The 23,921-nt window shown below is 61.9% G+C and carries 19 protein-coding genes; 8 read left to right on the top strand and 11 right to left on the bottom strand.

Features of this window, described 5'->3' with window-relative positions; translation table 11 throughout:
* Positions 1-159 precede the first annotated feature (159 nt).
* The 5 genes from AC0L3O_RS23430 to AC0L3O_RS23410 form a co-directional block, all read right to left on the bottom strand.
* On the bottom strand, positions 160-1,191 hold the full coding sequence (locus AC0L3O_RS23430) for a substrate-binding domain-containing protein (protein WP_287071218.1): 1,032 nt from the start codon (positions 1,189-1,191) through the stop codon (positions 160-162).
* A 420-nt stretch (positions 1,192-1,611) separates the two neighbouring features.
* Positions 1,612-2,706, bottom strand: a complete 1,095-nt coding sequence (locus tag AC0L3O_RS23425; RefSeq protein WP_473616751.1) for a LacI family DNA-binding transcriptional regulator — start codon at positions 2,704-2,706, stop codon at positions 1,612-1,614.
* Between the two features lie 110 nt (positions 2,707-2,816).
* Positions 2,817-4,334: an amino acid ABC transporter permease/ATP-binding protein gene (locus AC0L3O_RS23420; protein WP_473616750.1), complete on the bottom strand. Its 1,518-nt coding sequence runs from the start codon at positions 4,332-4,334 to the stop codon at positions 2,817-2,819.
* 76 nt (positions 4,335-4,410) lie between these two features.
* Positions 4,411-5,247 (bottom strand): ABC transporter substrate-binding protein, encoded by an 837-nt coding sequence (locus tag AC0L3O_RS23415; RefSeq protein ID WP_236388090.1) that lies wholly within the window; start codon positions 5,245-5,247, stop codon positions 4,411-4,413.
* Between the two features lie 161 nt (positions 5,248-5,408).
* Positions 5,409-6,275, bottom strand: a complete 867-nt coding sequence (locus AC0L3O_RS23410; protein ID WP_473616749.1) for a PfkB family carbohydrate kinase — start codon at positions 6,273-6,275, stop codon at positions 5,409-5,411.
* 101 nt (positions 6,276-6,376) lie between these two features.
* Between AC0L3O_RS23410 and AC0L3O_RS23405 the strand changes: the two genes are divergently transcribed.
* From AC0L3O_RS23405 to AC0L3O_RS23375, 7 genes are all read left to right on the top strand, one after another.
* Positions 6,377-7,378 (top strand): SIS domain-containing protein, encoded by a 1,002-nt coding sequence (locus AC0L3O_RS23405; RefSeq protein ID WP_287120052.1) that lies wholly within the window; start codon positions 6,377-6,379, stop codon positions 7,376-7,378.
* A gap of 62 nt (positions 7,379-7,440) precedes the next feature.
* The gene (locus tag AC0L3O_RS23400; RefSeq protein WP_473616748.1) at positions 7,441-8,568 is read left to right on the top strand and encodes an NAD(P)/FAD-dependent oxidoreductase; all 1,128 of its coding nucleotides are present in this window, start codon (positions 7,441-7,443) and stop codon (positions 8,566-8,568) included.
* 231 nt (positions 8,569-8,799) lie between these two features.
* The gene (locus tag AC0L3O_RS23395) at positions 8,800-10,569 is read left to right on the top strand and encodes an IucA/IucC family protein (protein ID WP_473616746.1); all 1,770 of its coding nucleotides are present in this window, start codon (positions 8,800-8,802) and stop codon (positions 10,567-10,569) included.
* Positions 10,553-12,262 (top strand): IucA/IucC family protein, encoded by a 1,710-nt coding sequence (locus tag AC0L3O_RS23390; RefSeq protein WP_473616745.1) that lies wholly within the window; start codon positions 10,553-10,555, stop codon positions 12,260-12,262. The genes AC0L3O_RS23395 and AC0L3O_RS23390 overlap by 17 nt, the downstream gene beginning before the upstream one ends.
* A 13-nt stretch (positions 12,263-12,275) precedes the next feature.
* A complete protein-coding gene (locus tag AC0L3O_RS23385; RefSeq protein ID WP_473616743.1) occupies positions 12,276-13,547 on the top strand; it encodes an AMP-binding protein in 1,272 nt (423 codons plus the stop codon).
* Positions 13,547-14,890, top strand: a complete 1,344-nt coding sequence (locus AC0L3O_RS23380) for a DUF6005 family protein (RefSeq protein WP_473616742.1) — start codon at positions 13,547-13,549, stop codon at positions 14,888-14,890. The genes AC0L3O_RS23385 and AC0L3O_RS23380 overlap by 1 nt, the downstream gene beginning before the upstream one ends.
* Positions 14,887-15,732 carry a sugar phosphate isomerase/epimerase family protein gene (locus tag AC0L3O_RS23375; protein ID WP_473616741.1) on the top strand — a complete coding sequence of 282 codons (846 nt, stop codon included), beginning with the start codon at positions 14,887-14,889 and terminating at the stop codon, positions 15,730-15,732. The genes AC0L3O_RS23380 and AC0L3O_RS23375 overlap by 4 nt, the downstream gene beginning before the upstream one ends.
* Before the next feature lie 82 nt (positions 15,733-15,814).
* Here AC0L3O_RS23375 and AC0L3O_RS23370 read toward each other — a convergent pair whose 3' ends face one another.
* From AC0L3O_RS23370 to AC0L3O_RS23345, 6 genes are all read right to left on the bottom strand, one after another.
* A complete protein-coding gene (locus tag AC0L3O_RS23370) occupies positions 15,815-17,926 on the bottom strand; it encodes a TonB-dependent receptor domain-containing protein (RefSeq protein WP_473616739.1) in 2,112 nt (703 codons plus the stop codon).
* 167 nt (positions 17,927-18,093) lie between these two features.
* Positions 18,094-18,852, bottom strand: coding sequence for an iron ABC transporter ATP-binding protein (locus tag AC0L3O_RS23365; RefSeq protein WP_473616738.1), 759 nt, complete (start codon positions 18,850-18,852; stop codon positions 18,094-18,096).
* Entirely contained in the window at positions 18,849-19,823 is a 975-nt protein-coding gene (locus AC0L3O_RS23360; RefSeq protein ID WP_473616737.1) for an iron chelate uptake ABC transporter family permease subunit, read from the bottom strand. The genes AC0L3O_RS23365 and AC0L3O_RS23360 overlap by 4 nt, the downstream gene beginning before the upstream one ends.
* Entirely contained in the window at positions 19,816-20,796 is a 981-nt protein-coding gene (locus tag AC0L3O_RS23355; RefSeq protein ID WP_473616735.1) for an ABC transporter permease, read from the bottom strand. The genes AC0L3O_RS23360 and AC0L3O_RS23355 overlap by 8 nt, the downstream gene beginning before the upstream one ends.
* Positions 20,793-21,695 (bottom strand): siderophore ABC transporter substrate-binding protein, encoded by a 903-nt coding sequence (locus AC0L3O_RS23350; RefSeq protein ID WP_473616734.1) that lies wholly within the window; start codon positions 21,693-21,695, stop codon positions 20,793-20,795. The genes AC0L3O_RS23355 and AC0L3O_RS23350 overlap by 4 nt, the downstream gene beginning before the upstream one ends.
* A 28-nt stretch (positions 21,696-21,723) precedes the next feature.
* Positions 21,724-22,008, bottom strand: a complete 285-nt coding sequence (locus AC0L3O_RS23345) for a DUF2218 domain-containing protein (RefSeq protein WP_473616732.1) — start codon at positions 22,006-22,008, stop codon at positions 21,724-21,726.
* Between the two features lie 161 nt (positions 22,009-22,169).
* Between AC0L3O_RS23345 and AC0L3O_RS23340 the strand changes: the two genes are divergently transcribed.
* Positions 22,170-23,879: an ABC transporter ATP-binding protein gene (locus tag AC0L3O_RS23340; RefSeq protein WP_473530573.1), complete on the top strand. Its 1,710-nt coding sequence runs from the start codon at positions 22,170-22,172 to the stop codon at positions 23,877-23,879.
* The last annotated feature ends 42 nt before the right edge of the window (positions 23,880-23,921 follow it).

Below are 23,921 nucleotides of genomic sequence, written 5' to 3'. Positions count from 1 at the left end.
GCCCCTCTCTTTTTTTTGTGGCCGTTTTTTACATTGGGGGGGGGGCCCCCCCCCCCCCCCCCCCTTTTTTTTTTTTTTTTTTTTGGGGGGGGGGGGGGGGGGGCGCCCCCCCCCCCCGTCCGGTCGAGCATTCCGAAGGAGCTCGAAGAGCGGCTGGCCTTACTCCTCGATGCCCTTGGTGCCGCGCCGCTTGAGGTAGGCGTCCCAATAGAAATCGTCGGCATTTTCCGCGGTGACGATGGAAAAGCCGTTGTCGACGAAGGGCACGCTCATGGCGTTGAATCCCGACCGCCGGGCGTCGTTCATCGGGTCGATCAGTTCGGGATGCTTGGCCATCCACAGCAGCATGAACCCCATATAGCCCTGCATGCCCTGGTTCGGGTTGACTGAGCCAAAGATTTCGCCGGCCTTTATCATGTCGAGGATCTTGGCGTTGACGTCGGCCAGCATGACCCGGATCTTGCCGCCGCCTTCCTTGGCGGCCTGAGCTGCGCCGATTGCCGAGTTGGCTTCCGGCATGAACACCGCGCCCAGATCGGGATGCGCCTGAGCAAGGCTGAGCACGGCCTGATAGGCCTTCGTCGCATCCTGGTTCGACGCAGCGCGGCCGACGAGCTTCATATCCGGCCATTTGGCTTCCATGCGGGCGATGAAGGCGGCAATGCGCTTGTCGTGATTGTCCTGTCCGGGGTTTTCGAGGACCGCGTATTCGCCCTTGCCGTCCATCGCCTTGGCGACTGCATCGGCAGCATAGGTGCCTTCGGCGACGTTGTCGGAGGTGATGTAGGATACGCGTTTGGAGTTGGGCGAGTCTGCGGCGAATGTGACTACTGCCGTTCCCTGCTCAATGGCCCGATTGATTGGCTCGATGAAGGGATCGGAGTTCATCGGATGGACCAGGATGCCAGCCGGCTTCTGAGCCAGCGCCTGGTCGAACGTCGCTATTTGCTTGTTCACGTCGTATTCGGGGGTCCCGGTGTATTCGGTCTCGCAGCCGAACTGTTTTCCAGCCTGCTTGAACATCTCGTAGACCGGGAACCAGTATTCGACGCCGGAAACCATGACGTTCATGACGTATTTTTCACCCGGCTCGCATTTGAACGGGTTAGCGGCCTGGGCAGCGGCGTGGCTTGCCCCCAACACTGTGGTGGCGGCTGCCGAAATGGCGAGCATGCTCAAAAATTTGCGCAAGAGTCCTCCCTCGGCCGAAGCCTGGTCAATTGGGCGGTCGGACACTTGCGTGCCGCCGCTTGTGGTTGATGAGGCCGAACCTCCTCCCGAGGCCCAGCGGTTGATCATTCGCAGCAGTTGGCTCGAGTGTCAATAAAATTCACATACAGAAATATATTTCACAACTGCTCGTGCACCCGCCCCCGAGACGACAAGCGCCGCCATCGCAGCGGCTGTCCTCGTTCACGAGGACCGGCGCCGAAGCCGTTAGGGTCGCCAGGGTTGGTGAGTGAACAGCCAGGGAAGCTCAGGTCAGCGGTTTCAACTGACCTGGCGATGCTTTCCTGAATGACCTACGACCGTTGTAGGTCAAGGCAGGCAGGGATTGAATGTCAGGGACGGGCCTTCTTCCCCTCTCAGGGGACTTCAGATCGTCCAGCCTTAGACATGCACGGCAATCGAATTGCGCTCCACCAAGCGGGCCGCCAGGACACGGTGCTCGAAAGGTAAGGTGGCCTCCGCCAGCCTCTTCAAGAGAAGCTCCGCCGCCGCCGCTCCGATCAAATGGGCGGGTTGCGCGATGGCTGTGATACCTTGTGCCACGAACTGCATCCAGTCGAGATCGTCGAAGCAAAGCAGCGAAACGTCTCCTGGAATCGCAAGCTTCAGTGCGGAAGTCGCCTCCAGAACGCCTGTCGACATCACACCGTCGGCGGTGAATAGAGCGGACGGCGCATTGCGCATCGTCAGCAGATCGAGCGCCTCTTTGCGGGCCGCCTCGCTGGAATAGACCGTCACGCGGCGGATCAACTGCAGATTCGGCTCGATTCCTGCGGCACGATGGGCTTCCAGATAACCCAACAGCCGTTGCCAGCTTGGATGGTGGTAGCGAACCTCGGCGCTGGAGAGGTCGACGTTCGCCACAAACGAGCCGACATCATCGCGCTGGCCCGGACCTAGTTCGGCCAGTATGCCGATGCGGCTGTGTCCGGCCTCAATCATTGCAGCGATGCTGCTGCGCGTTACAGACACGTTGTCGACCACCACGGAATCGGTTTCCAGGCCTGCCACGATGCGGTCGAACTGCACCACCGGACAGCGAGCCGCGACCGCCTCACGAAGATGATCCGGCTGATCCGCGAAGGTCGACGAGACGATCAAACCATCGACCTGTTTTTCCAGCAGCAGTTGGACTGCCTCTCGCTCGAGTTCGGCATTTTCGTCACTATTCGTAACGATAACCCCGAAGCCGCCACGGCGCGCGACATCCCCTATTCCACGCAAGACGCTCGCGTAGAACGGGCTTTCGATGTCGCCGACCACAACTCCGATAGTCTGCGTTTTACCGGTGATCAGACCTTTTGCCAGGCGATTGGGGCGATAGCCGAGCGCTGCTGCGGCGGCGCGCACCTTCTCCTGAACCTCGGGGCTGCTGTAACCGTAGTCGCCAAGCACACGCCCCGCCGTGGCGGAACTGACCCCGGCGCGGCGAGCAACCTCTATGATGGTTGCGTTTTTTGACGATCTTTGAATCACTCAGCAAGCTCCGCCGCCCATTCGTGCGTCGTAACGACGAGCTAGTGGCAGTTAGGTCCACCCCGCAAGCCCGAACACAGCAGCACTCGCCGTTGCACACACTATTGCAATCAGAGCACCTCAGACAGAAAGCGCCGAAGACGTGGGCTTTGCGGATTGTCGAAAAGGTCCGCTGGTCGCCCTGCCTCGACAATCCGTCCCTCGTCCATGAATACGACCTGGTTTGCAACCTTGCGAGCGAAGTTCATCTCGTGCGTAACGACGACCATCGTCATCCCGCCCCGTCCGAGGTCGGCCATCAAGTTCAGGACACCCTTCACCAATTCCGGATCGAGGGCGCTGGTGACTTCGTCGAACAGCATAATTTCGGGTTCGAGGGCCAGGGCTCGCGCGATGGCCACCCGCTGCTGCTGTCCGCCCGAAAGATTTGCCGGCCGATGGTCTTTTCGCTCCAAAAGTCCAACTTCATGCAGCCTTGCTAAGGCCGCGCGCTCAGCCGCCTCGCGTGACATGCCTTTTACCTTGCGCAGCGCCAGGGTGATGTTGGCGAGCGCACTGCGGTCGGGGAACAAGTTGAATTGCTGGAAAACCATGCCGACACGCCGCCGGAGCTGGTCAGGGGTCTGGCTGTAGATGCTTTCGCCATCGAGCAGGATGTCTCCGGCTCGACACTCGACGAGGCGGTTGAGGCAACGCAGCAAGGTCGACTTGCCCGAGCCGGATGGCCCGATCAGGCAGGTGACCGTCCCGGGTTCCACTTTCAGACTGACGTCATGGAGCACCTGGACGGCGCCGTAGGCCATGTCGATATTCTTGACCTCGATGCTGCCACCCTTGAAGCGCGCGGGCGACTTCGCTGCGCCCGGTAAACCGGCGTCAGCCAGCTCGGCGACTTCCTTGAGGCCGCTCTGCACGCCGCTGATACGCTTGCCGACGCGCAGGCGCGCGTCGATGTAGTTGACGAGGTGGGTTAGCGGCACCGTGATCACGAGATAGAACACGCCGGCCAGCAAGAGTGGTGACAGGTTGCCGGTCAGCACGGCCTGATCTTGGCCGACACGGAACAGTTCGCGTTCGGAGGCGAGCAGGCCAAGGAAATAGACCAGGCTGGAGTCTTTGACGTTGCCGATGAACTGGTTGACCAGTGCCGGTAGGACGCGGCGGATGCCTTGCGGGATCACCACCAGGCGCATGCCTTGGCCATACGTCATTCCGAGAGTGCGGGTGGCGTCGATCTGACCACGCTCGACGCTCTGAATGCCGGCCCGGAAAATTTCTCCGATGTAGGCGCCGGCAATAAGGCTGAGTGCCAGAATGCCCAGCGGATAAGGCGATGGACCGAACAGATCGCGGCCCAACCGCGCGAAGCCCTGGCCAATGATCAGAATAGTCACGATGGCGGGAAGCCCACGGAAGATATCGGTGTAGACCCGCGCGAGGAGTTTCAGCGGCCGGTTCTCGGAGATCCCCATCACGGCGAGGACCATTCCGATCAGCGTCCCGAAAAACGTTGAGGCGACAGCCAGGATCAGGGTGTTCTTGAGGCCGACCGTCACCATGTTTGGCAGAACTTCTGCCATCGCCTGGAAATCAAGGAAGCTGCGGGCGAAGGTATCGAACCAGCTCATATCAAGTCCATCTATAACTCGGCCGGGCACCGTTGCTCACGGGCCCGGCCAGAAAACACAGCAAAGTCGCTCGAACTCACTTCTTGGGCAGATATTGATCCGGCATGGGGGTGCCCGCGAACCATTTTTCGTGCAGCCGCTTCCAGGTGCCATCATCCATGGCCTCGCGCAGCGCCTTGTTCAGTGCCTCGCGGAAGGCATCGTTGCCTTTCTTGACGACGAACCCGGCTGGCGCATCGAAGGACGGCACGTTCATTGTTATCTTCAGGTTCTTGTAGCGTTCTACATACTGCTTAGCCGACTCATAGTCGGTGAAATGGCCATCGATCGTCCCATTGTTCAGCGCCGCCACTGCTGTGTTGTTGTCGGGGAACTTGACGATGTCGCCCTTCAGATTCTTCTCGGCATAGATTTCCTGCAGCGTCCCCTGGATGACGCCGATGCGCTTTCCGGCGGTGCTCTCATTGCTCGTCAGAGCCGGATCGGCCGAAATGATCGACAGATAGCCGGCGATATATCCGTCGCTAAAATCCACGGTCTTCTTGCGCTCCGCGGTCGTGCCAATGGCAGCGACAGCGACGTCGAAGCGGCCGTTGGCGACGGATGGCAGCAGCGCCGAGAATTCCTGGCCGGTGAAGACAACCTGCTCCTCCTTGAACCCAAGCCGGCGCGCCACGTCGCGGAAGAGTTCAGCATCGAAGCCGGTGAAGTTTCCATTGGCGTCGGTGAAGACGTAGGGCTTCGCATCGCCCATCGTTCCGACGCTGATCGCCATCGGGTCGATGAGATTGTAGGGGTTGTCGCTCGCCTTTGCCTGCGTGGACCAGGCCAATGTGCCAAATCCTGTCACCAACGCGACGGTCAGCGCCAGACCGCATTTCACCAGGTGGCGCCTGCTCGAATTTGTTTGCATGTCTTCTCCTCTTAATCGGCCGAACCCGGCCTTGCGGTTCCACTCGACGTCTGATCCATCAAAAATGCTCTTAGGCGGCGTTTCGTTGAGCGGATGAGAACGTTATCACTTCCCCTAGCATTATCCGTTCCTCGCGTCAATTGTTTCGGAGAATTTCGCAGCTAGACAGCTTTCCCGGGTGGAGCGTGCCGGGCCCCGCGGAGGATCTCAGGCGTCATGTTCCCGATATCTATTGCTGACGCATGGCCGATCGCGCCGTAGTACTGGCAGGTTGCAGCCGCCGCCTCTGCGGCATGGCGGAGAATGTCCTGAGGCGCCTCTTCGTGAAGCAGGCCGAGTAGCGTTCGGGCGATGAAGGTGTCGCCCGCGCCTAAGGTGTCGACGGGTTCGACCAGCCGCGCCGGAGTGTGGTAGGAGACAGAGTCTCTGTGAAGCACCGCGCCGGCTCGACCGCGAGTCACCAAAACCCACTTTGAACCACATACAAGCAGCTCGGATACGATTGCGGCCAATTCCTTGTCGTCGAGACCATCCCCTGAGACGGAAGCCAGATAGCAATAAGGTCCAATCTTTCGCCGATGCTCCGGTTCCCGTCGCGTAGAAAAATCGTAAGATAATAGAGAGTTACCTGACACTGAGGCAATCCACGGGTCTAATCCGCTGGACTGGCCGATATGCACGGCCTGAAAGCCTGAGAGAAAATCCAGATCTTCATGCGTCGGCGTGAACATCGAAACACCGAGGTCGAAATCCAGGAAAATCCGATCGGCGTTGTGGTGACCTATGAGGCAGTAAGCGGTCGGCCCTTCGAGGCGCCGCAATCGGGTGATGTCAACGCGCTCCGACGCCAGTGCCGTGCAGATCAGGTCCCCGGCCTGGTCTTTTCCGATCGCTCCAACATAGGCCGACTGCCCGCCGAAGCGGCTCAGGTGGACTGCGACATTGAGGCAGTTTCCGCCAGGATACATCTCCCCGCGATCAAGATAGCAATCGACCACGTTATCGCCCATCGCGGCAATCTTGACCATTGCAGGACTTTCAGCTTATAGGATGTGATAACGTTCGCACAATGACTGCTGCCTGTCAATTGCGCGCCGACCCCAACTCTGTCAGCGAGACGAGGATACTCATGATTTCCGCCCTGCCTGCCGACGTAGAACGCGCTCTGAACGCCACCGCGGGCAGGCAGTTTTCGCACCTCTTTCTCGTGGCGTGCGGCGGCTCGCTCTCGATCATGATGGCAGGCAAATACTTCCTCGACCGCCACAATGGGACATTCGCCTGTGACAGCTACAACGCGGATGAATTCGTCTGCCGAGATCCGCGGCGGTTGGGACCTGACACGCTCGTTGTCCTTTGCTCGCAGACAGGAACCACCAAGGAGACAGTGCGGGCGGCCAATCATGCCAGGGCGCGGGGCGCAACGACAATCGGCATGACGCTCGACCAGACATCGCCCCTCGCGCGGGCGGTCGACCACCCGATTGCCTACCAGGCTTCGTACACGACGGGCAAAGCAATCGATGCAGCCTGCAGCAATTACGGCGTGCTCTACATGCTGCTCGCCGGTTTGATCGATGCTCGGGAGGATGGCGGGCTGACCGACGACCTGCTGATCTCCCTGGGCCATCTTCAACCGGCCATCGAGCGCGCGCACCGGGCCTACGCAGACCGGTTCGAGGCGTTTGCCCCTCGCTTCGCACCTCGAGAGGCAATCTACACACTGGCCAGCGGTGCCAGCTACGGTGCGGCCTATTCCTACGCCATCTGCGTGCTGATGGAAATGCAGTGGTACGACTCGCAGGCAATACACGCGAACGAGTTCTTTCATGGCCCATTCGAAGTCGTGGATAAGGATGCTTGCTTCATTGTCTTGCTGGGTTTGGACGAGACGCGGAGCCTTTCCGAACGCGCCCGCGATTTCCTTATCGAGTACGGCAGCCGGGAAAACATCCTGGTGCTCGATGGAGCCGAACTCGACCTCAGCGGTATGTCCGAACACATCAAACCCTATCTCGTGCCTTTGGTCTTCTTCGACACTCTATGGCGTTTTGCCTACAAGCTGGCCGGTTTGCGCGATCGGCCAATGCTCGAGGGCCGGCGCTACATGAAGAAGCTGTCGGACTACTAGTCCCGCCGCGCGTGTGGCGATCTCACACTCCCAGCCTGTCTTCCGCGTAGAAGGATTTCCCTATGACTGCATCCCCTAAGCCGCGCCATGTCGTCGTTGTCGGCGCAGGCATCTTTGGCACCTCGACGGCGCTGCACCTCGCCCGCCTTGGCCTTGATGTGACCATGGTCAACGACGGCGCGCCGTCCAACGGTGCATCCGGCCGTTCACTTTCCTGGCTGAACTCAGCGCGACGCGCGGACACTGCCTATCACCGTTTGAGGCTTGCAGGCATCGACCGTTATCGGACCCTGGCCGCCACAAGGCCGGAAACCGCATCGTGGCTTCGCTTTGACGGCGGCCTCACCTGGGATGCGGATGATGAGGCGAACCAGATCGCATCGATGTGGCAGTTGGAGCAGGATATTGGTTATGACTCGCTTCTGCTCGACCCTGCCGAAGTTGGCGCAGTGACGCCCGGCATCGATGCCAGTGCGATCGCCCCGCAGGGCGCCATCTTCAATCCTGGCGAAGGATGGGTTGACCTGCCCTCTTTGATCGATCTGCTACTCAATGAATTCCGCTCCCGCGGCGGCAAGCTTGTTCAGGACGCAGGACGCGTGCGGCTAGTTGCCACAGGCGGTCGCGCACGTGGCGTCGTCACTGCTGGCGGTGCGCCGGTCGAGGCGGATGCAGTCGTCCTTGCCGTAGGGCCAGCGACGCCTTGCATGCTTGCGGGGATCGGAGTCCATGTCCCCGACGCCACGCCGATTTCACTTCTCTTGAAGACCAAACCGATCAAGACCGACCTCCGTGCCGTGCTGAATACGCCGCGTGTTGCGGTGCGCCCGACGCCGGATGGCGCACTTGTTTTGGATTCGGCATGGTCGGAGGAAGAAGTCGTGGTCAACTCAGACGGCACCTACACCGTGCACGACAAAACCGTAAAGGGACTGCTCGACGAAGCTAGCGCCGTGCTCGACGGCAATCCGTGGCTCCAACTCGCAACCTACGCCGTTGGCCCGAAGCCTATCCCCGGCGATGGCGAGCCGGTGCTTGGCTCCGTCGAGACCGTCGCCGATCTTCACGTCGTCTTTAGCCACAGCGGCGCCACGCTTGGACTGATCGTCGGCGAATTGCTGGCCAAAGAAATCGCCTCCGGCAATCCGCACCCCATGCTTGCAACCTTCCGCGCCGCCCGTTTCGGCTAAAAGGGCAATCGCGGCCGAGATCGAACTGTCCAGATGAGCCGCGGTGGCATTGCCCAGATGACCGCCTTCGGAGGTTGATCCGCGCAGCTGACTAGGATAACATGACAATCGTAGTTTAGTTTTAGCCGCGGCCGCAGCAAGGCTGGCCCTTCACGCGCGGCGCCATCAAAACCTTTGAAACTTAGCACAGAGCGCCTGCCCGGCGTCTGTGCGACATGGCGTCCGCAACGAATGATCGACAAGAATCAGATTGCAGCAGAACAGGCAACGTTTCGAGCCTTTGCAAACAGCTATCTGCGTGAGCTGAATTCCGGGAACCCGGTGTTCCACCGCGTTGGAGAACGGAACTTCGATTGCGTGGAGATTTCCCTGCCGTCGCGGCATGCCGTGCTGCGCATCGAAATCAAATCCCGATCGCTTTGCGGAATGCACCTGTTTGGACAGGTCTGGATGCGTCAGGATGCCGGTCCGAACTGGCACGAGATAGAACCGATCCTGGCCGTGCATCTGCTTGTGCTGGGAGCCAGAGAAGCCGGATCGGCCACGCACCGACAAGCCGATGTCGAGCTCCTCGAACGGATTCTTCAGAGCTGTCAGGCGACGAAGCGTTACCTCGACGCCGCCGATCGGGCGCCGTCACCGATCGGCTTTATAGCCGCGGAACAATCCCTGTATTTCGGACATCCGCTGCATCCGACGCCCAAGAGTCTGCAGGGCATGTCGAACTGGCAGCAGGATGTCTATGCCCCCGAATTGCGCGGCGGTTTCCAGCTGGCCTATTTCGCCGCCGCTGCCCACCTCGTCCGCGAGGATTCCGCCGGCATCGCGGTGACCTCGATCGTCAGCTCACTGCTGGGGAACGACGCCGATAAGGTAGCCGCAGGCAACGGCGAGATGCTCCTGCCCATGCATCCGCTTCAGGCGCAAGCATTGATGCTCGACCCGGCGGTGCGCGCGCTCATGGATTCAAGGCAAATCCGGTATCTCGGTCCGGCAGGGCCGGTGTTCTCGGCGACTTCTTCGGTGCGCACGGTTTACAGCGATGACGCCGCCTGGATGCCGAAATTCTCGCTGCCCGTCCGCATCACCAACTCCAAGCGCGTCAACAGGCGGCACGAGTTGGAGGCAGGCGTTGCGGTGGCGCGCCTGTTCGAACGCGCCGGGATCGACATGTTCGAGCCGCGCCTCGGCTTTCTCCATGACAGCGCCTACGTGACGCTGGATTTTTCCGGACAGGCCGAGAGCGGTTTCGAAGTCATCTTCCGCGAAAACCCGTTCCGGGGCCGCGCCGACCACCCCGTGATCACCGTTTCGGCACTGACGGCCGAACCACGTCCCGGGCACAGCTCATTGTTCGAAACCATCGTCCGGCGTGTCGCGCAGGATCATGATATCTCGGTGCGGCAGGCGTGCCGTCGCTGGTTCGAATGCTATCTCGACTGTGCGCTCGATCCGCTGGTCAAACTCTACGATCGGTTCGGCGTCGCGCTGGAAGCGCATCAGCAGAACAGCTTGCTTGACCTTTCGCAGCAGGGGCTGCCCAGCCGATACTTTTATCGCGACAGCCAGGGATTCTATCTCTCGAACAGTTTCAGGGCCCGGTGGTATGGCCTGGTCCCGGAGGTTGTCCAGATCCGCAGTCTTTTCTTCGACGACCGTGAGATTCGCGAGCGGCTCTCCTACTACCTCATCGTCAATCAGATCTTCTCGGTCGTCGCTCGCGCCGGGCATGACGGCCTGGCAAGCGAGGCCGAACTGCTCGCCATGCTGCGTGCGCGGCTCAAGAAGCTGGCGCAAGAGCTCACTGGCGCGGGCGGGGAATTCGCGACTAGCCTGCTGGACAAGCCGCACATCACCGCGAAGGCCAACCTGGCAATCCGACTGCAGGATGTCGATGAGCTGGCCGAGGGCGGCAGCGCCGTCTACACGCATTTTCCCAATCCAGTGAGCCGTGTCGGGCTATTTGTCGCCGCGGAGCAGGCACATGCCATTGCCTCTTGATCTCCACGGCATCCCCGAGCTGCGTGTGATGCGCCAGCTCGCGGAAGCCCTGGTCTATGAGGGCCTGGTCGGTTGCGCGGTGTCGCGAGACGGCGGGAAAGCCCGCTTCGAATGGCGCTGCGGCGGCGCCTCGATACGCTGCGAGGGATCGATCGGCGCCTTCGGTCGGGTCAGGGTTGTCGCCGAGACGATCGAGCGGGGCTGCGCCGACCAATGGCGCCCGGCGACGCTCGGCGATCTGCTTGCGAGCATAGACACCTGCCCCGAACGGCGCGCGCAACTCACGTCCGAACTGGATCGGACGCTCGATTTCAGCGCCTGGAACCAGCTCAATCTCCGGCCCAGACCGCGCCGCAATCTGCCATTTGCGCAACTCGACAGCGCGATCGATGAGGGTCATCCCTATCATCCGTGTTTCAAGGCGCGCACCGGCTTCGACTATGCCGACCACGCTGCGTACGGCCCGGAAGCAGGCAACGCCTTCCAGCTGGCCTGGCTGGCGGTCGCGCCCGAACGTCTGCACTTGGCGTTTCCCACGGACGAGCAGGCTTTCTGGTTGCACGAACTCGGCGCCGAAACCTACGCGCTGCTGGACGAACGCCGTGCCCGGCTCGGCGACAATGCAAGGCGGTTCGGCCTGATGCCCCTGCATCCCTGGCAATGGAAAGCGTTGCAGGGCTCGGAGCTGTCGCGCTGGCTGGCGGAGGGCTCCGCCGGATTCCTCGGCGAGGCCGGCGACCTCTATACCGCCAGCCAATCCGTGCGGACGCTTTTCAATCGCGATCACCCGCGGCGCGCCAATCTCAAACTGCCGATGAATCTCGTCAACTCGTCGGCCAAGCGCATCATCGAACCGCATTCGGTGTGCAGCGCGCCGGTGATCAGCCGCTGGCTCAAGGACATTGTCGCCAGCGATCCGCTGTTCGAGGCGCGCTATCCGCTCACGATCCTGGCCGAATATGCCGGCACGATCGCAGATCGGGAAGGACCGCTGGCAGGACAGATCGCCGCGATCTGGCGGGAGGACGTTACCAGCAGCCTCCAGCCCGGCGAAACCGCGGTGCCGCTCAACGCGCTGATCGCCTTGGAGAGTGACGGCCGGCCGTTCGTCGCGGACTGGATCGATGAGTACGGGCTGGACGCCTGGCTCGACAGGCTTGTGGCTACGGTGGTGATGCCGGTGTTTCACCTGCTCGTCGGCCATGGCATCGCGACGGAAGCGCATGGCCAGAACCTGATCCTGATCCATCGCGATGGCTGGCCAGTAAGGCTGGCAATGCGCGACTTCCACGACAGCGTCGAATACGTGCCGGGCTTCCTGCGCGATCCCTCCACCCTTCCCGACTTCCTCGCCTTGAACCCCGCCTACCGCGACGCCGCGCCCAACCAGTACTACTGGATGGAGAGCGCCGATTTGCTCGGCGAGCTCTGCCTGGACGCGCTGTTCGTCTACAACCTCGCCGAGATCTCGCATCTGCTGCGGCAATGTTACGGTCTTGACGAAGACAGCTTCTGGTCAGGCGTCGGCAGGCGGTTGCAGGACCATTGCCGGCAGTTCGGACTGACACACCGGCAGGCGGCGCTTGGCCTGTTCCGGCCACGCATCCGCACGGAATCGCTGCTGCGACGCAAGCTCGCGCCACCGGGCACCGAATGCGCTCACGAAATCCCAAACAGCCTTGCAGTCGCGTAAGGAGACAGAAAATATGATCGCAATCAACGACACGGTCTTTGATCAAACCTATTTCCGCGACGCGGCGGACCGCATTGCGGCCGCGGTGCAACTCGACAAGCGCGCAGGCGACCGTTTTGCGGTCTGTTTCTCCGAGGCGCAGGATTGGCTGGCGTTCTTCTTTGCCGCGCGCGCGGCCGGCGCCAGCGTGCTGCCGCTGCATCCCTCGACGCCATATGCCGCGGCGCGCCGGCAGGCGGAGACGGCGAAGTGCAACCGGCTTTTCTACAACCGGCTAGATGGCGAGCCGATCTGCGAGGAGCGCGCCAGCGAAGCTGGACAGCTGCTGCAGATGAGTTCTGGCACGACCGGCGAGCCGAAATGCATCGCGCGCGCCTGGAGCGACATAGACGACGAGATCGACAGCTACACCTCGGCGTTTGTCGAGCCACAGGACATGACCCCGTTGATCGCCGGCCCAACCACTCATTCCTATGGCTTGATCTGCGGCGTAATGGTGGCGCTGAAGCGCGGCCAGTCGCCCGCCATACTGGACACCGGGAACCCAAAATTCCTGCTGCGCAAGCTGCGCGAAACGGAGCGCCCCTATCTGATCTCATCGCCGGCCATCCTTCACACGCTGGCTAGGCTCTTGCCGGCCGGCGAGCAGATCTACGCAACGATGACGTCCGGCACCCTCTTGCCCGACCCCTGGTTCGGGCAGATCAGGGCCAAGTCCAGGCACATGTTCCAGCAGTACGGCTGCTCGGAAGCCGGCTGCATAGCGATCAACCCGGATGTGCAGGCGGCTAATGAGGTCGGCTATGTGCTGCCGCGCTTCGCGTTGCGAGACGCCGGCACTTCCAATGAACCGAAGGAAATTGCCGTCGAGCGCAAAGGCGTGGTCGTCGAGACGCACGACCTCGGCTACCGCCGCGACGACGGCATGCTGGTCTTCCTGTCGCGTCTCGACGACCTGATCAACGTCTCGGGCCTCAACGTCTATCCGAAGGAAGTCGAGGACGTGGTCATGACGTTCGCCGGCATTGGCGACGCGGTCGTGTTCCGCAAGCAGGATGCATTCGCGGGCGAGCGCGTCGCGCTTCTGTTCAGCGCCGAACATGCGGTCGACCGGGCACAGCTTCGGCAATGGTGCGCCGAACGGCTTGCAGCACACCAGATGCCGACCGAGATCGTTCAGGTGGAGCAGATCCCGCGCCAAGCGAACGGCAAGATCAGCCGGCGTGACGTGGCTGCGCGCTACGGCACGGGCGAATTCGCGCCGGTACGGACGGAGGCAGCCTGATGACCTACGATCAAATACTCGACGCGATGGGGACGATCCTGCGCGACAAGCTCGACAACCAGCACATGGATAGCTTCGCACCGCAAGCCAGGCTGAACGAGGATCTGTATCTCGATTCCGTGCTCATTCTCGAACTCATGCTGGCGCTTGAACTCGACCACGGTGTCGCGCTTCCCGAGGAGGTGATCAGCCGTCAGGATCTGGACACGGTGGACGACCTGGCGCGGCTGTTCGTCGCCGTCTCGGAACCGAACAGAACACTTGTTAAGCCGGCAAAGGAACTTGTTATCGCTCGCGCCGAAAGAGAGGCGGTTGAGCGGATCGGCGTGCATGGCGAGGACTTCGTCGACATCAAGGTCCATTGCTTCGTCAGCAATGTCTGCCACGCGGTGAAGCAAAGGCAGCTTGATCATCGACCTTTCTTCTTCGGCGTCTGGGATGCGGGTTTCGCCGTCGATAAAAGCTGGCGGCTGGCGTATCACGCGCCTGAAATCAACCACGACTTCTTCCGCGATTGGTTCGAGCGCCTGTACGGCGCCAAGGTCCGCCAATGGTATCGGCCGGACGCAGCCAAGGTAGAGAACCTGGCGACGATGCTGGAGCTTCTGGAGCGCAAGAAGCAGGGCGAGTATCTGATGGTCATGCTCGATCTCTTCCACCTGCCGGAGCGCGAGAACAAGTTCAACCAGAATCCGTTCCCGCACTATCTGATGTTGGAACACACCGAGGATCCCGCAGTATGGATGGTTCTGGATCCGGATTTCCGCTGGGAAGGCAGGATCGAGAAGCAGGTAGTCATCAATGCGATCATGCAGCCGACGGTTGCCGGCGGCTTCATCTTCGACGCTGCCGACATCAGGAAACCGTCCGCCGTCGATCTGCGCGACTATTTCCTTGCCTGTTTCCATGAAGACGACAATCTGCTGACGCGCGCAACGCGCGAAGTCGTTCGGGCGCATCTGGAAGGCCGCGACGGCGTGAAGCTGGCCGAGTTGTCGATGGCGCTGCGCGAGCTGCCGGTCATATCGATCCGCAAATACGCGCTGGAGCATGGCTTCGCCTTTTTCTGGCGATCGCTGCAGCTTTCCAACGCCGGGTTCGACACGATCTGCGACGACATCGAATCTCTGATCCAGGAATTCAAGGCGCTTCACTACGCCATCATGAAACTCAGCCAGACAGGCGACGAAGCCCTGGCGTCGCGGGTGTTCGAGAAACTCGATATGCTGGACGCGATGGAGCGCTCGCTGAAGCGCCGCCTTGCCCAGACATATCGGGTGTGGTGCGACACGCGCGGCCTCCAGCACGCGCCGCGCCACGATGTCGAGGACGCCGTCGCATGAGGCTGTCGCTCTGCACGATCACCTTCCGCCATCATCTGCTGTCGCTGGAGGACATCGCGCGATGGGCAGAGGCGAACGACTTCCAGGGCATCGAGCTCTGGGGCGCACACGCGCGCAACATGCAGCATATGACCGAGCGCAACGCCGAATGGATGGCGGCATTCGGCCTTTCCGTACCGATGCTCAGCGACTATCTGCCTCTCGATGACGATCTGGCGTCGCTGCGCCACGCCACGTCGAACCTCTGCCGTCTGGCCGGCCGCTGGGGCGCCCGCAAGGTGCGCACGTTCGCCGGCAAGTCGGCAAGCCGGGACACCTCGCCCGAAGCGCGCTGGCGACTGTCGGCGAGGCTCAAGGACGCCTGCATGATGGCGCAGGACCAGGGCTGCGAGATCCTGGTGGAGACACATCCGGGAACGCTTGCCGATACACTGTCGTCGACGCAGCGCCTGCTCGAGGAGGTCGACCATCCGGCGCTGGGCATCAATTTCGACACCTTGCACGTCTGGGAAGGCGGCGCCGATCCGGTCGCCGCGCATCGCGCCCTGTTGCCGCATATCCGGCACTATCATCTGAAGAATGTCCGCTCGCGTGCCGACCTCGCCGTGTTCGAGCCGGCAAACGTCTATGCCGCGTCCGGAAAGCGGACGGGCATGACCGCGCTTTTCGACGGCGCGGTGGACTATCTGCAATTCCTCCACGAATTGTTCGAGCGCGAGGAGGTGGATGCCTCGCTGGAATGGTTCGGCGGCGACTGCTTCAACATACTCGCCAACGACGCCCGCAATATGCGCCTGCTGCGGGCGGACCGCGAAGCACCGGTTCGCGCCGGCGTAGCGTAAGCGACCGCGTTTCGAGACCAGTTTCAGGGCCGGCACAGGTCACTCCCGCGCCAGCCTTTTCGACGCGCCGTGGCGCTCCGGGTCAGAACCGCGCCGTGACGCTCAGACGGAACGAGCGGCCAGGATCTTTGTGTGGTTCATTGCCCGGCCCTAGTTCCGCAAAATCCTGACCGTAGGCGGCTCGGTCCGTATAATCTTCGTCGAATATATTGAGAGCGTCGGCGCGCAGCGTGAAGTTCGGCTTCGAAGGCGGCGTCCATTCGACATAGGCGTTCACCACCTCATAGCCCGGCAGTTCCTTCTTTGCGCTTGTCGGGTCGGTGTCATGCCGCACCAAGGTCCTGTCGGTCCTCAAGGCGATTTCGATGTCGCCACCGACTTTGAGGCCCCAATCGTCGAACGTGTAGCCGCCGCCGATCATCACGATCTGACCGAGAGGTGTCGTCAAATAGCGGCCGATCTCCGTATCGGCCGGCATGCCGTCGACGTCGGCATTGATATCGGCATATTTCACACTGACAAAGCCGGCGTCCCAATCATAGCGGCCGCCGATTTCCCAGCCCTTCGAATCGAGATCGAGCGTTCGGATCGATGTATCCCCGGGAAGGTATGGCGCGCGTCCGTAGACCGGCAGGCGTGCGTTGTCGATGTTCGTACGGAACAAATTGGCCTCGAAAGTGAAGCCGTTGTAACGCATTTCCAGCCCCGCAGTGTAGTTGTCAGATGTCACCGGCTCTGGACCCTCGCCATAGGTCCAGACTGGATTCTGGATGAAGTTCTCCGCCAGCGGAACACCACCCCAGACATGCGAGGTGCCGGCCTTGACCGTCAGGAATTCCGGTACGAGGTCGTATTCGCCGGAAATGTTGCCGCTCAGGCCCGCATTGTTCCAATCCGAATCATCGACGCCGGTGAACCATTGATGGTCCCCACGTGCGCCGAAGGAGATCCTGGCCCGATCGAACGGCTCCAGGCGGGCTTGGGCATAAGCCCCGACGTTGCTGGCGCGTTCGTCGGCAAATTCGAAGAAACCGGGGAAGCGCGAATCCAGTGCTGCCTTGTCGCTGTAGAAATCGAGACCCGCGGTGACGCTTCCGACGTCGAGCGAAAAGCGGTTTTCGACCTTGCCGTTGAGGCTGGTCGTTTCTCCAAAGGCTGGCCCAGTGACGCCTGCCTGGGGACCGCGAGGGGCCGTAACTTCTGTGCCCAGTTCGGTCCGGGAATATGCAAGCACGATCTTCGGATCCCACCAGCCTTCCGGTGAGGTGTCGGTATATGTGAAAACCGTATTCTGTCGGCGCAGATCGTAGTTGCGGGTCACTGGCTCCGCGCCATTATCGATATAGACATTGGCGCGATAGGGGCGCAGTTCGTCGTCGCGGACCTGCTCGTGACTGAGCTCGAAACGATGGCCCTCGACGCTCTCGTAGGCGATCTTGGCTAACCCGCTGATCAGATCGGTGCCGGTCCCCGGCATCTCCTGGCCGTTGCCGGCGGTGAAGTTGCCGCCACGGCCGTAATTGATGTAGCCGAGATACTCGAAGCCGTCCTGCCGGCCGAAGCCGCTCACGCCGGTGGTGAACATCTCGCTGTTGGTGTCCCATATGCCGGTGACGAAACCGCCAAAATTGCGGCCGGGTTCGAGCAGGTCGGCCGCATCCTTGGTCTCGAATCCAAGCGAGCCCGCGAGTGCGCCCGGACCGGCGTCGGCCGGCGCAACGCCTGCCTGCACCGACGCGGCCTTTAGAAGTGCCGGGTCGAGCAGATAGGTGCCGTTGTGGTGGAACACCTTGTTGTTCTGTCGCGACCCGTCGACGGTCACCGCCAGATTGTTCTCATCGACGCCGTTGACGTAGATCTTCTGCGTGCTGGGGATCGCGCCGCCGACGGCGATCTGCGGCTCACCGGAGAACACCTCCCTCAAATCCTGCGGTTTCTTGCGGTCGATCTCCTGCTGGTCGATGGTGATCAGGTCGGCGCCGGCCGTCGCGTTGGCGCCTGCCCCCACGTCGACGACGAGAATGGTGTCGAGCTGCGTGCCCCCGGCGGGAGCCTGGGCTTGTTCATTTTCTTCGGTCGTGCTCGCCCCGGCTTCCGCTTCCGGGGCGGGGGCAGACTGCGCCAGCGCTTCGGGACACAAGAAAATGGACATCGCGGTGCTGACGGTCAGCGCTCGCAACAGATCTGATGACATCGGCTAAATCCCCTCGAATACGGTAGCCCCGGCTGGCGCGAACCGCGCCTGTTGGGACTGCCTTAATCCATCGGTTGCGCTGCGGCAATAAACTTGATAATAAAAATCCAGTTATGCAAGCCCTTGTATCTGCTGCGCTCTTCGAGCGCTGCAGCCGCGGAGCTTACTCAAGCGTGGTGCAGGACGGTCAGGCGACCGCCGATGTTTTCGACCTGCATCGAGAAGCCAAAAATGCTCTCCAGTATATCGGGCCGGATGATGTCGCCGGTTTCGCCCGATGCGATAACGGCGCCGTCCTTCATCGCGACGATACGGTCGGCGTACGAGGCTGCATGATTGATGTCGTGGAGCACGATGAGCACCGTCTTGCCGTGCTCGTCGGCGATGCGTCTCAGAGTCCGCATGAGGTTTCTTGCATGAAACATGTCGAGGTTGTTCAGCGGCTCGTCGAGAAGGATGTAATCCGTCCCCTGGCAGAAGGTCATGGCGACGAGGGCGCGCTGCCGTTGCCCGCCTGACAAGGTGTCGACGAAGCGCAGCGCCAGATCGCTGAGATCGAACTGCTCGAGCGACGCCGCGATGATTTCGCGGTCTTTCGCTGTCAGCCGCCCGCGGTTGTGCGGGAAACGACCGAACCCCACCAGTTCGGCGACGCGCAGGCGGCTTGCGACGCCGGGATCCTGTCGCAGGATGGCCATGATCCTGGCCAACTGCCGGCTCGGCGTCGTATCGACCGGCAGCCCGTCGACGGTGATGCGGCCGCTTTGCAGGGGCCGCAGGCGGGCGATCAACGACAACAGGCTGGACTTGCCGGCGCCATTTGGTCCGACAAGCGCCGTGACGCCGCCCTTCGGCACGGTCAGGCTGACATTATCGAGAATCCGGCTGCCGCCAAGAGCCAGGGAGACGCCTGCAATCTCGATCATCGCCGGCCCCCGGCAAACAGAATGGCGAGGAACACGATGCCGCCGACAAACTCCACGACGATGCCGAGGCTGCCTTCCCCGCCCAGAGCATGCTGGAGGACCGTCTGGCCGCCGACGAGCACGATTATCGCCGTGAGCGCGGCTGCCGGCAGAAGGATGGCGTGCCGGTTGGTGCCGACGATGCGCTCAGCGAGCGAAACCACCAGCAGCCCCAGAAACGCCACCGGTCCAACCAGCGCCGTCGACGCCGACACGAGCGCGGCGACAACAACCAGCAGCCCGGCAGCCGTGCCGCGCCACGCCAAGCCGAGCCCGATGGCTGTGTCGGTGCCCAGCGCGAGCACATCGAGAACATGTCGCGCCCGCCAGGCGATGGCGACACCCGCCACGGTGATCACGCCGGCCAACAGCAGGAGATCGGGTTCCACCGCATTGAAGCTGGCGAAGACCGTACCCTGCAGTACGGCGAAATCGTTCGGATCCAGCAGCCGCGCCAGCAACGTCGTCAGCGATCGGAACAGCACGCCCAGCACGACGCCCGTCAGCAGCATCAGCGTCAGGTCGAAACGCCGGCGAAGCATCGGCAGGAACAGCGCCAGCGCGAGGCTGGTCATCGCCGTGAAATTGCCGAAGAAGTGCAGGCGGGGATCGATGCCGGCAAAGCCGAAACCGCTCAGCGCAAAAACCAGCGCCGTCTGGCAGAAGGCGTAGAGCGCATCCAGGCCCATGATCGATGGCGTGATGATGCGGTTGGCGCAAACGGTCTGAAACACGACCGTCGAAACCGCCACCGCTACGCCGACCAGAACCATCGCCGCCAGCCGCACGGCACGCAGTTCGACCACGAAGGCGAGATTGCCACGCAGGCCGATCGTCATGAAGGCTACGCCGACCAGCACTGCGACCGCCGCCATCATCGCGAGGCGGCCCTCGTGCCGCATTAGGCCGCGTTGCATCAAAACTTCAGTCATTGCTGTTTCGGCCAAGCAGCAGGACGAGGAACAGCACCGCCCCGACGACGCCGAGGATCGTGCCGACCGGAACCTCGTAGGGGAAACGGATGAGCCTGCCCATGATATCGCAGGCAAGCACCAGCGCCGCGCCACCGCCGGCGACCCACGGCAAGGTGTGGCGCAGGTTTTCGCCGGCGAAGCGTGATACGATGTTGGGCGCGACAAGGCCGACGAACGGGATCGTTCCGACGACGACCACGGTCAGCGCGGTGATGGCCGAGACGATGACCAGGCCGAGCCGAAGCATGCCGGCATAGTTCAGGCCGAGCCCTATGCTGACGTCCCTGCCCAGCGAAAGCATCGTCAGGCGGTCGGCCGTCCACCAGGCCAATACGACCAGTGCGCCCGCAACCCACAACAGTTCATAGCGCCCGCGCAGGATGCCGGAAAACTCCCCCGTCATCCACACTTCGAGATACTGCAGAAGGTCCAGGTGCCAAGCGGCAAAGATCGCGGCGGCGCCAATAACGCCGCCATAGACCAATCCGAACAGCGGAACGAGAAAAGGTTGTGTAGGCGGCAACCTATGCGCGAGCATAAGGAAAACGGATGTCCCGGCGAGAGCGGTCACCGCCGCGCCGGCTGCCTTCCATCCAAGCGATGCATCGGGCCAAACCAGCGTCACCACCAGTATGCCGAGTGCCGCGGATTGCGCGGTTCCAGCCGTCGAAGGCTCGACGAAACGGTTGCGGGCAAGCGTCTGCATCACAAGCCCTGCGATGGCCAGGGCGCTGCCGGCCAGAAGTGCCGCCAACGTCCTCGGCAAGCGGCTGATCATGATCAGCCGCAAGGCTTCCGGATCGGAGGCCAGACTGCCTATGGCAAGCTGTCCGACGCCGACGAACAGACTGGCCACAAACAGCGCCAGCAGGGTTGCGGCGCCGATTGCCTGATAGGCGAAGCCTTGAGAGCCAAGCGATCCGGCGGTCATTGGGTCCGCGAGAAAGCGTCTCGAATGGTCTCAAGCACGCGCTTCGTCGACTGGACGCCGCCTGCGGCGATGTAGAAATCGGCTGCCGGCATGTAGACCACCTGCCCTTTCTTCCAGGCTGTGGTTTCGGCCACCAGTTCATTGTCCAGCGTCGCCCTGGCGTTCTGCTCCCCCGAGCCGATCGCCGCGGCGCGATCGAGCACGATGAGCCAGTCCGGATTGGCGTGGCGGAGGAACTCGAAGGAGATCGCTTCGCCGTGGGTGGCGGCCTCGACATCCTCGACCGCCGGCGTGAGCTCGAGCGCCGAATGCAGCCAACCGAAGCGGGACTCCTTGCCGTAGGCGGTCACCTTTGGGCCGCTGGTCATCAGGATCAGTGCCGTGCCCTTGCCCTTGACGGCGGCACGTGTGGACGAAAGCGCCTCATCGAGTTCCGAAGCAAGCGCCGCCGCCTCGGCCGGCTTGCCGACGAGAGCGCCGTAGGCCGTCAGGCGCTGCTTCGCCTGCGCGAACAGATCATCGCCATTCATCGTCATATCGATGCTCTGCGCAATCTGGCTGGTCGCCGCCAGTTGCGGCGAGGAGCGCCCGCCGACAATGATCAGGTCCGGCGCCAGCGCGCTCAGCGCCTCCAGATCGGGCTCGAAGATGGTGCCGACGATTTCCGCGCCGTCCTTCAACCCGGCGAGTTCGGGCACATAGAGCTTATCGGGCAAGCCGGCGATCTTCACGCCCAGGCTGTTCAACGTATCGACCGCCGCAATGTCGAACACCGCGAGCGTTTGCGGCGTCTTGCCGACCGTTACCGGGCCGTTCGCGGTCTCGATCTCGGTTGCGAACGCCTGAACGAGGAAAAGCGCCAATGCCGGCAAGGCCAGGACCGACTTGAGCCATCTCATGAGCATGCTCCGTAGCGAAGACGACGCTTCAATCGCGCCAGGCCAGCGGCTGGAGATTTTCGCGGAAGGCGAACCGGAAGAGATGCGATTCGATGACCTGCTTGGTCTCGGTCAATGCGGTGGTGTCGGCCGCTTCCACCACTATGTCCAGCCGTTCGAGACCGGCATTCATGGTAGCCGTGCCGCAGGAGAACCGGCACTGCCCATGCCCATCGCCATAGGCGACCTCGACCTTGTGCGCGAAATGCTTGCAAAGCTGCTGGAGATATTTGCCCGCATTCGGCGTTTCGCAGCGCGTGGTTGCAGTCAGCATGGAGACCTCATAATATGATGTTTACACTCCACTTATCGTAAGCTATCCGTTCGGACAAGTCGGCGCCGCTGAGCAGTCGCCGCAAGAAATGCCTTTAACGACGGCCCTCGCATAGCCATGCTTCCTGGCAGGCCAGACCTTCGAACAGAAAAAGCGTCCCCATGCTGCGCAGATTTTTCGCCTACTACCGCCCCTGGAGAGGTCTGTTCATCCTGGATTTCTGCTGCGCGGTTCTGTCTGGCCTGCTGGAACTCGGGTTTCCGATGGCCGTCAAGCTGTTTGTCGACGAGCTGTTGCCGACTCAGCAGTGGCTGCTGATCCTTGCTGCGTCGGCCGGCCTGCTTGCCATCTACGTCGTGAACACCGGACTGATGGCGGTCGTGGTCTATTGGGGCCATATGCTCGGTATCAACATCGAGACCGAGATGCGCCGGAAGAGCTTCGATCACCTGCAGAAGCTCTCGTTCCGCTTCTATGACAATCACAAGACCGGTCACCTCATCGCCCGGGTCACCAAGGACCTGGAGGAAATCGGCGAGGTTGCCCATCATGGCCCGGAAGACCTGTTCATCGCGATCATGACGTTCATCGGCGCCTTCGCGCTGATGTTCCTGGTCAATCCGCAGCTTGCGCTGATTACGGCGGCAATTGTGCCGCTGGTCGCCTGGGTGACAAGCCGCTATGGCGCGCGCATGACGCGCAACTGGCAGGCGCTTTACGGGCGGGTCGGCGATTTCAACGTTCGCATCGAGGAGAATGTCGGCGGCATGCGGGTGGTGCAGGCTTTCGCCAATGAAGACCACGAGCGCAACCTGTTCGCGCGCGACAACGCCAGCTACCGCAAAACCAAGCTCGATGCCTATCGCATCATGGCCGCAAGCACGTCGCTGAGCTACATGAGCATGCGGTTGATCCAACTGGTGGTGATGATCGCCGGAAGCTACCTCGTGCTGCGTGGCGAACTTTCCAGTGGCGGCTTCGTTGGCTTCCTGCTCCTGGTCAATGTGTTCTTCCGGCCGATCGACAAGATCAATTCGGTGATTGAAACCTATCCGAAAGGCATCGCCGGATTTCGCCGCTATGCAGCCCTCCTCGACACTGAACCGGACATCGCGGATCGGCCCGGCGCAATTGACGCACCGACACTCCGGGGTGACATCAGCTACCGGGACGTCAGCTTCGGCTATAGCGGCGAACGGCCGGTTTTGAAGAACATCAATCTCGACATCGCAGCAGGACAGACCATCGCCTTCGTCGGGCCATCCGGCGCCGGCAAGACCACCCTGTGCTCGCTGCTGCCGCGTTTTTACGAGGTCGACAGCGGGTCCATCACCATCGACGGTCTGGATATCCGCGATATGACGCTGGCTTCGTTGCGCGGCCAGATCGGTATCGTCCAGCAGGACGTGTTCCTGTTCGGCGGCACGATCCGCGAGAACATCGCCTATGGCCGGCTGGACGCGGTCGAGAGCGAGATCGTCGAGGCGGCGCGCCGCGCGCGCCTCGACGAACTGATCGCCTCGCTGCCGGAAGGCCTCGATACGATCATCGGCGAGCGCGGCGTAAAACTTTCGGGCGGTCAGAAGCAGCGCCTGGCAATCGCGCGTATGTTCCTGAAGAACCCGACCATCCTCATCCTGGACGAGGCGACGTCGGCACTCGACACGCAGACCGAGCGGGAGATCCAGCAGTCGCTGGCAGAGCTTGCGCAGGGCCGAACGACGCTGGTTATCGCGCACCGGCTGGCGACGATCCGCAATGCCGATCGCATCGTGGTGGTCGCCGATACAGGCATCGTCGAACAAGGTCCGCATGATGAACTGGTGGCGCGTGGCGGTGCTTACTCACGACTGGGCGCGGCTTCAGATTAAATGAGATGCCGCTCGCAAAGCTCGGGCCGAGGAGAGTTCTCC

The sequence above is a fragment of the Mesorhizobium sp. WSM4810 genome (genome assembly GCF_055811235.1).
This window is presented reverse-complemented; position numbering and strand designations above follow the sequence as displayed.

Bases quoted from the DNA above. Each gene is read 5' to 3' on its own strand.
- AC0L3O_RS23340 (WP_473530573.1), top strand. From the start codon at position 22,170: ATGCTGCGCAGATTTTTCGCCTACTACCGCCCCTGGAGAGGTCTGTTC.
- AC0L3O_RS23400 (WP_473616748.1), top strand. From the start codon at position 7,441: ATGACTGCATCCCCTAAGCCGCGCCATGTCGTCGTTGTCGGCGCAGGC.
- AC0L3O_RS23365 (WP_473616738.1), bottom strand. From the start codon at position 18,852: ATGATCGAGATTGCAGGCGTCTCCCTGGCTCTTGGCGGCAGCCGGATT.
- AC0L3O_RS23385 (WP_473616743.1), top strand. From the start codon at position 12,276: ATGATCGCAATCAACGACACGGTCTTTGATCAAACCTATTTCCGCGAC.
- AC0L3O_RS23380 (WP_473616742.1), top strand. From the start codon at position 13,547: ATGACCTACGATCAAATACTCGACGCGATGGGGACGATCCTGCGCGAC.
- AC0L3O_RS23360 (WP_473616737.1), bottom strand. From the start codon at position 19,823: ATGACTGAAGTTTTGATGCAACGCGGCCTAATGCGGCACGAGGGCCGC.
- AC0L3O_RS23405 (WP_287120052.1), top strand. From the start codon at position 6,377: ATGATTTCCGCCCTGCCTGCCGACGTAGAACGCGCTCTGAACGCCACC.
- AC0L3O_RS23350 (WP_473616734.1), bottom strand. From the start codon at position 21,695: ATGAGATGGCTCAAGTCGGTCCTGGCCTTGCCGGCATTGGCGCTTTTC.
- AC0L3O_RS23410 (WP_473616749.1), bottom strand. From the start codon at position 6,275: ATGGTCAAGATTGCCGCGATGGGCGATAACGTGGTCGATTGCTATCTT.
- AC0L3O_RS23345 (WP_473616732.1), bottom strand. From the start codon at position 22,008: ATGCTGACTGCAACCACGCGCTGCGAAACGCCGAATGCGGGCAAATAT.
- AC0L3O_RS23395 (WP_473616746.1), top strand. From the start codon at position 8,800: ATGATCGACAAGAATCAGATTGCAGCAGAACAGGCAACGTTTCGAGCC.
- AC0L3O_RS23420 (WP_473616750.1), bottom strand. From the start codon at position 4,334: ATGAGCTGGTTCGATACCTTCGCCCGCAGCTTCCTTGATTTCCAGGCG.
- AC0L3O_RS23370 (WP_473616739.1), bottom strand. From the start codon at position 17,926: ATGTCATCAGATCTGTTGCGAGCGCTGACCGTCAGCACCGCGATGTCC.
- AC0L3O_RS23375 (WP_473616741.1), top strand. From the start codon at position 14,887: ATGAGGCTGTCGCTCTGCACGATCACCTTCCGCCATCATCTGCTGTCG.
- AC0L3O_RS23390 (WP_473616745.1), top strand. From the start codon at position 10,553: ATGCCATTGCCTCTTGATCTCCACGGCATCCCCGAGCTGCGTGTGATG.
- AC0L3O_RS23415 (WP_236388090.1), bottom strand. From the start codon at position 5,247: ATGCAAACAAATTCGAGCAGGCGCCACCTGGTGAAATGCGGTCTGGCG.
- AC0L3O_RS23355 (WP_473616735.1), bottom strand. From the start codon at position 20,796: ATGACCGCCGGATCGCTTGGCTCTCAAGGCTTCGCCTATCAGGCAATC.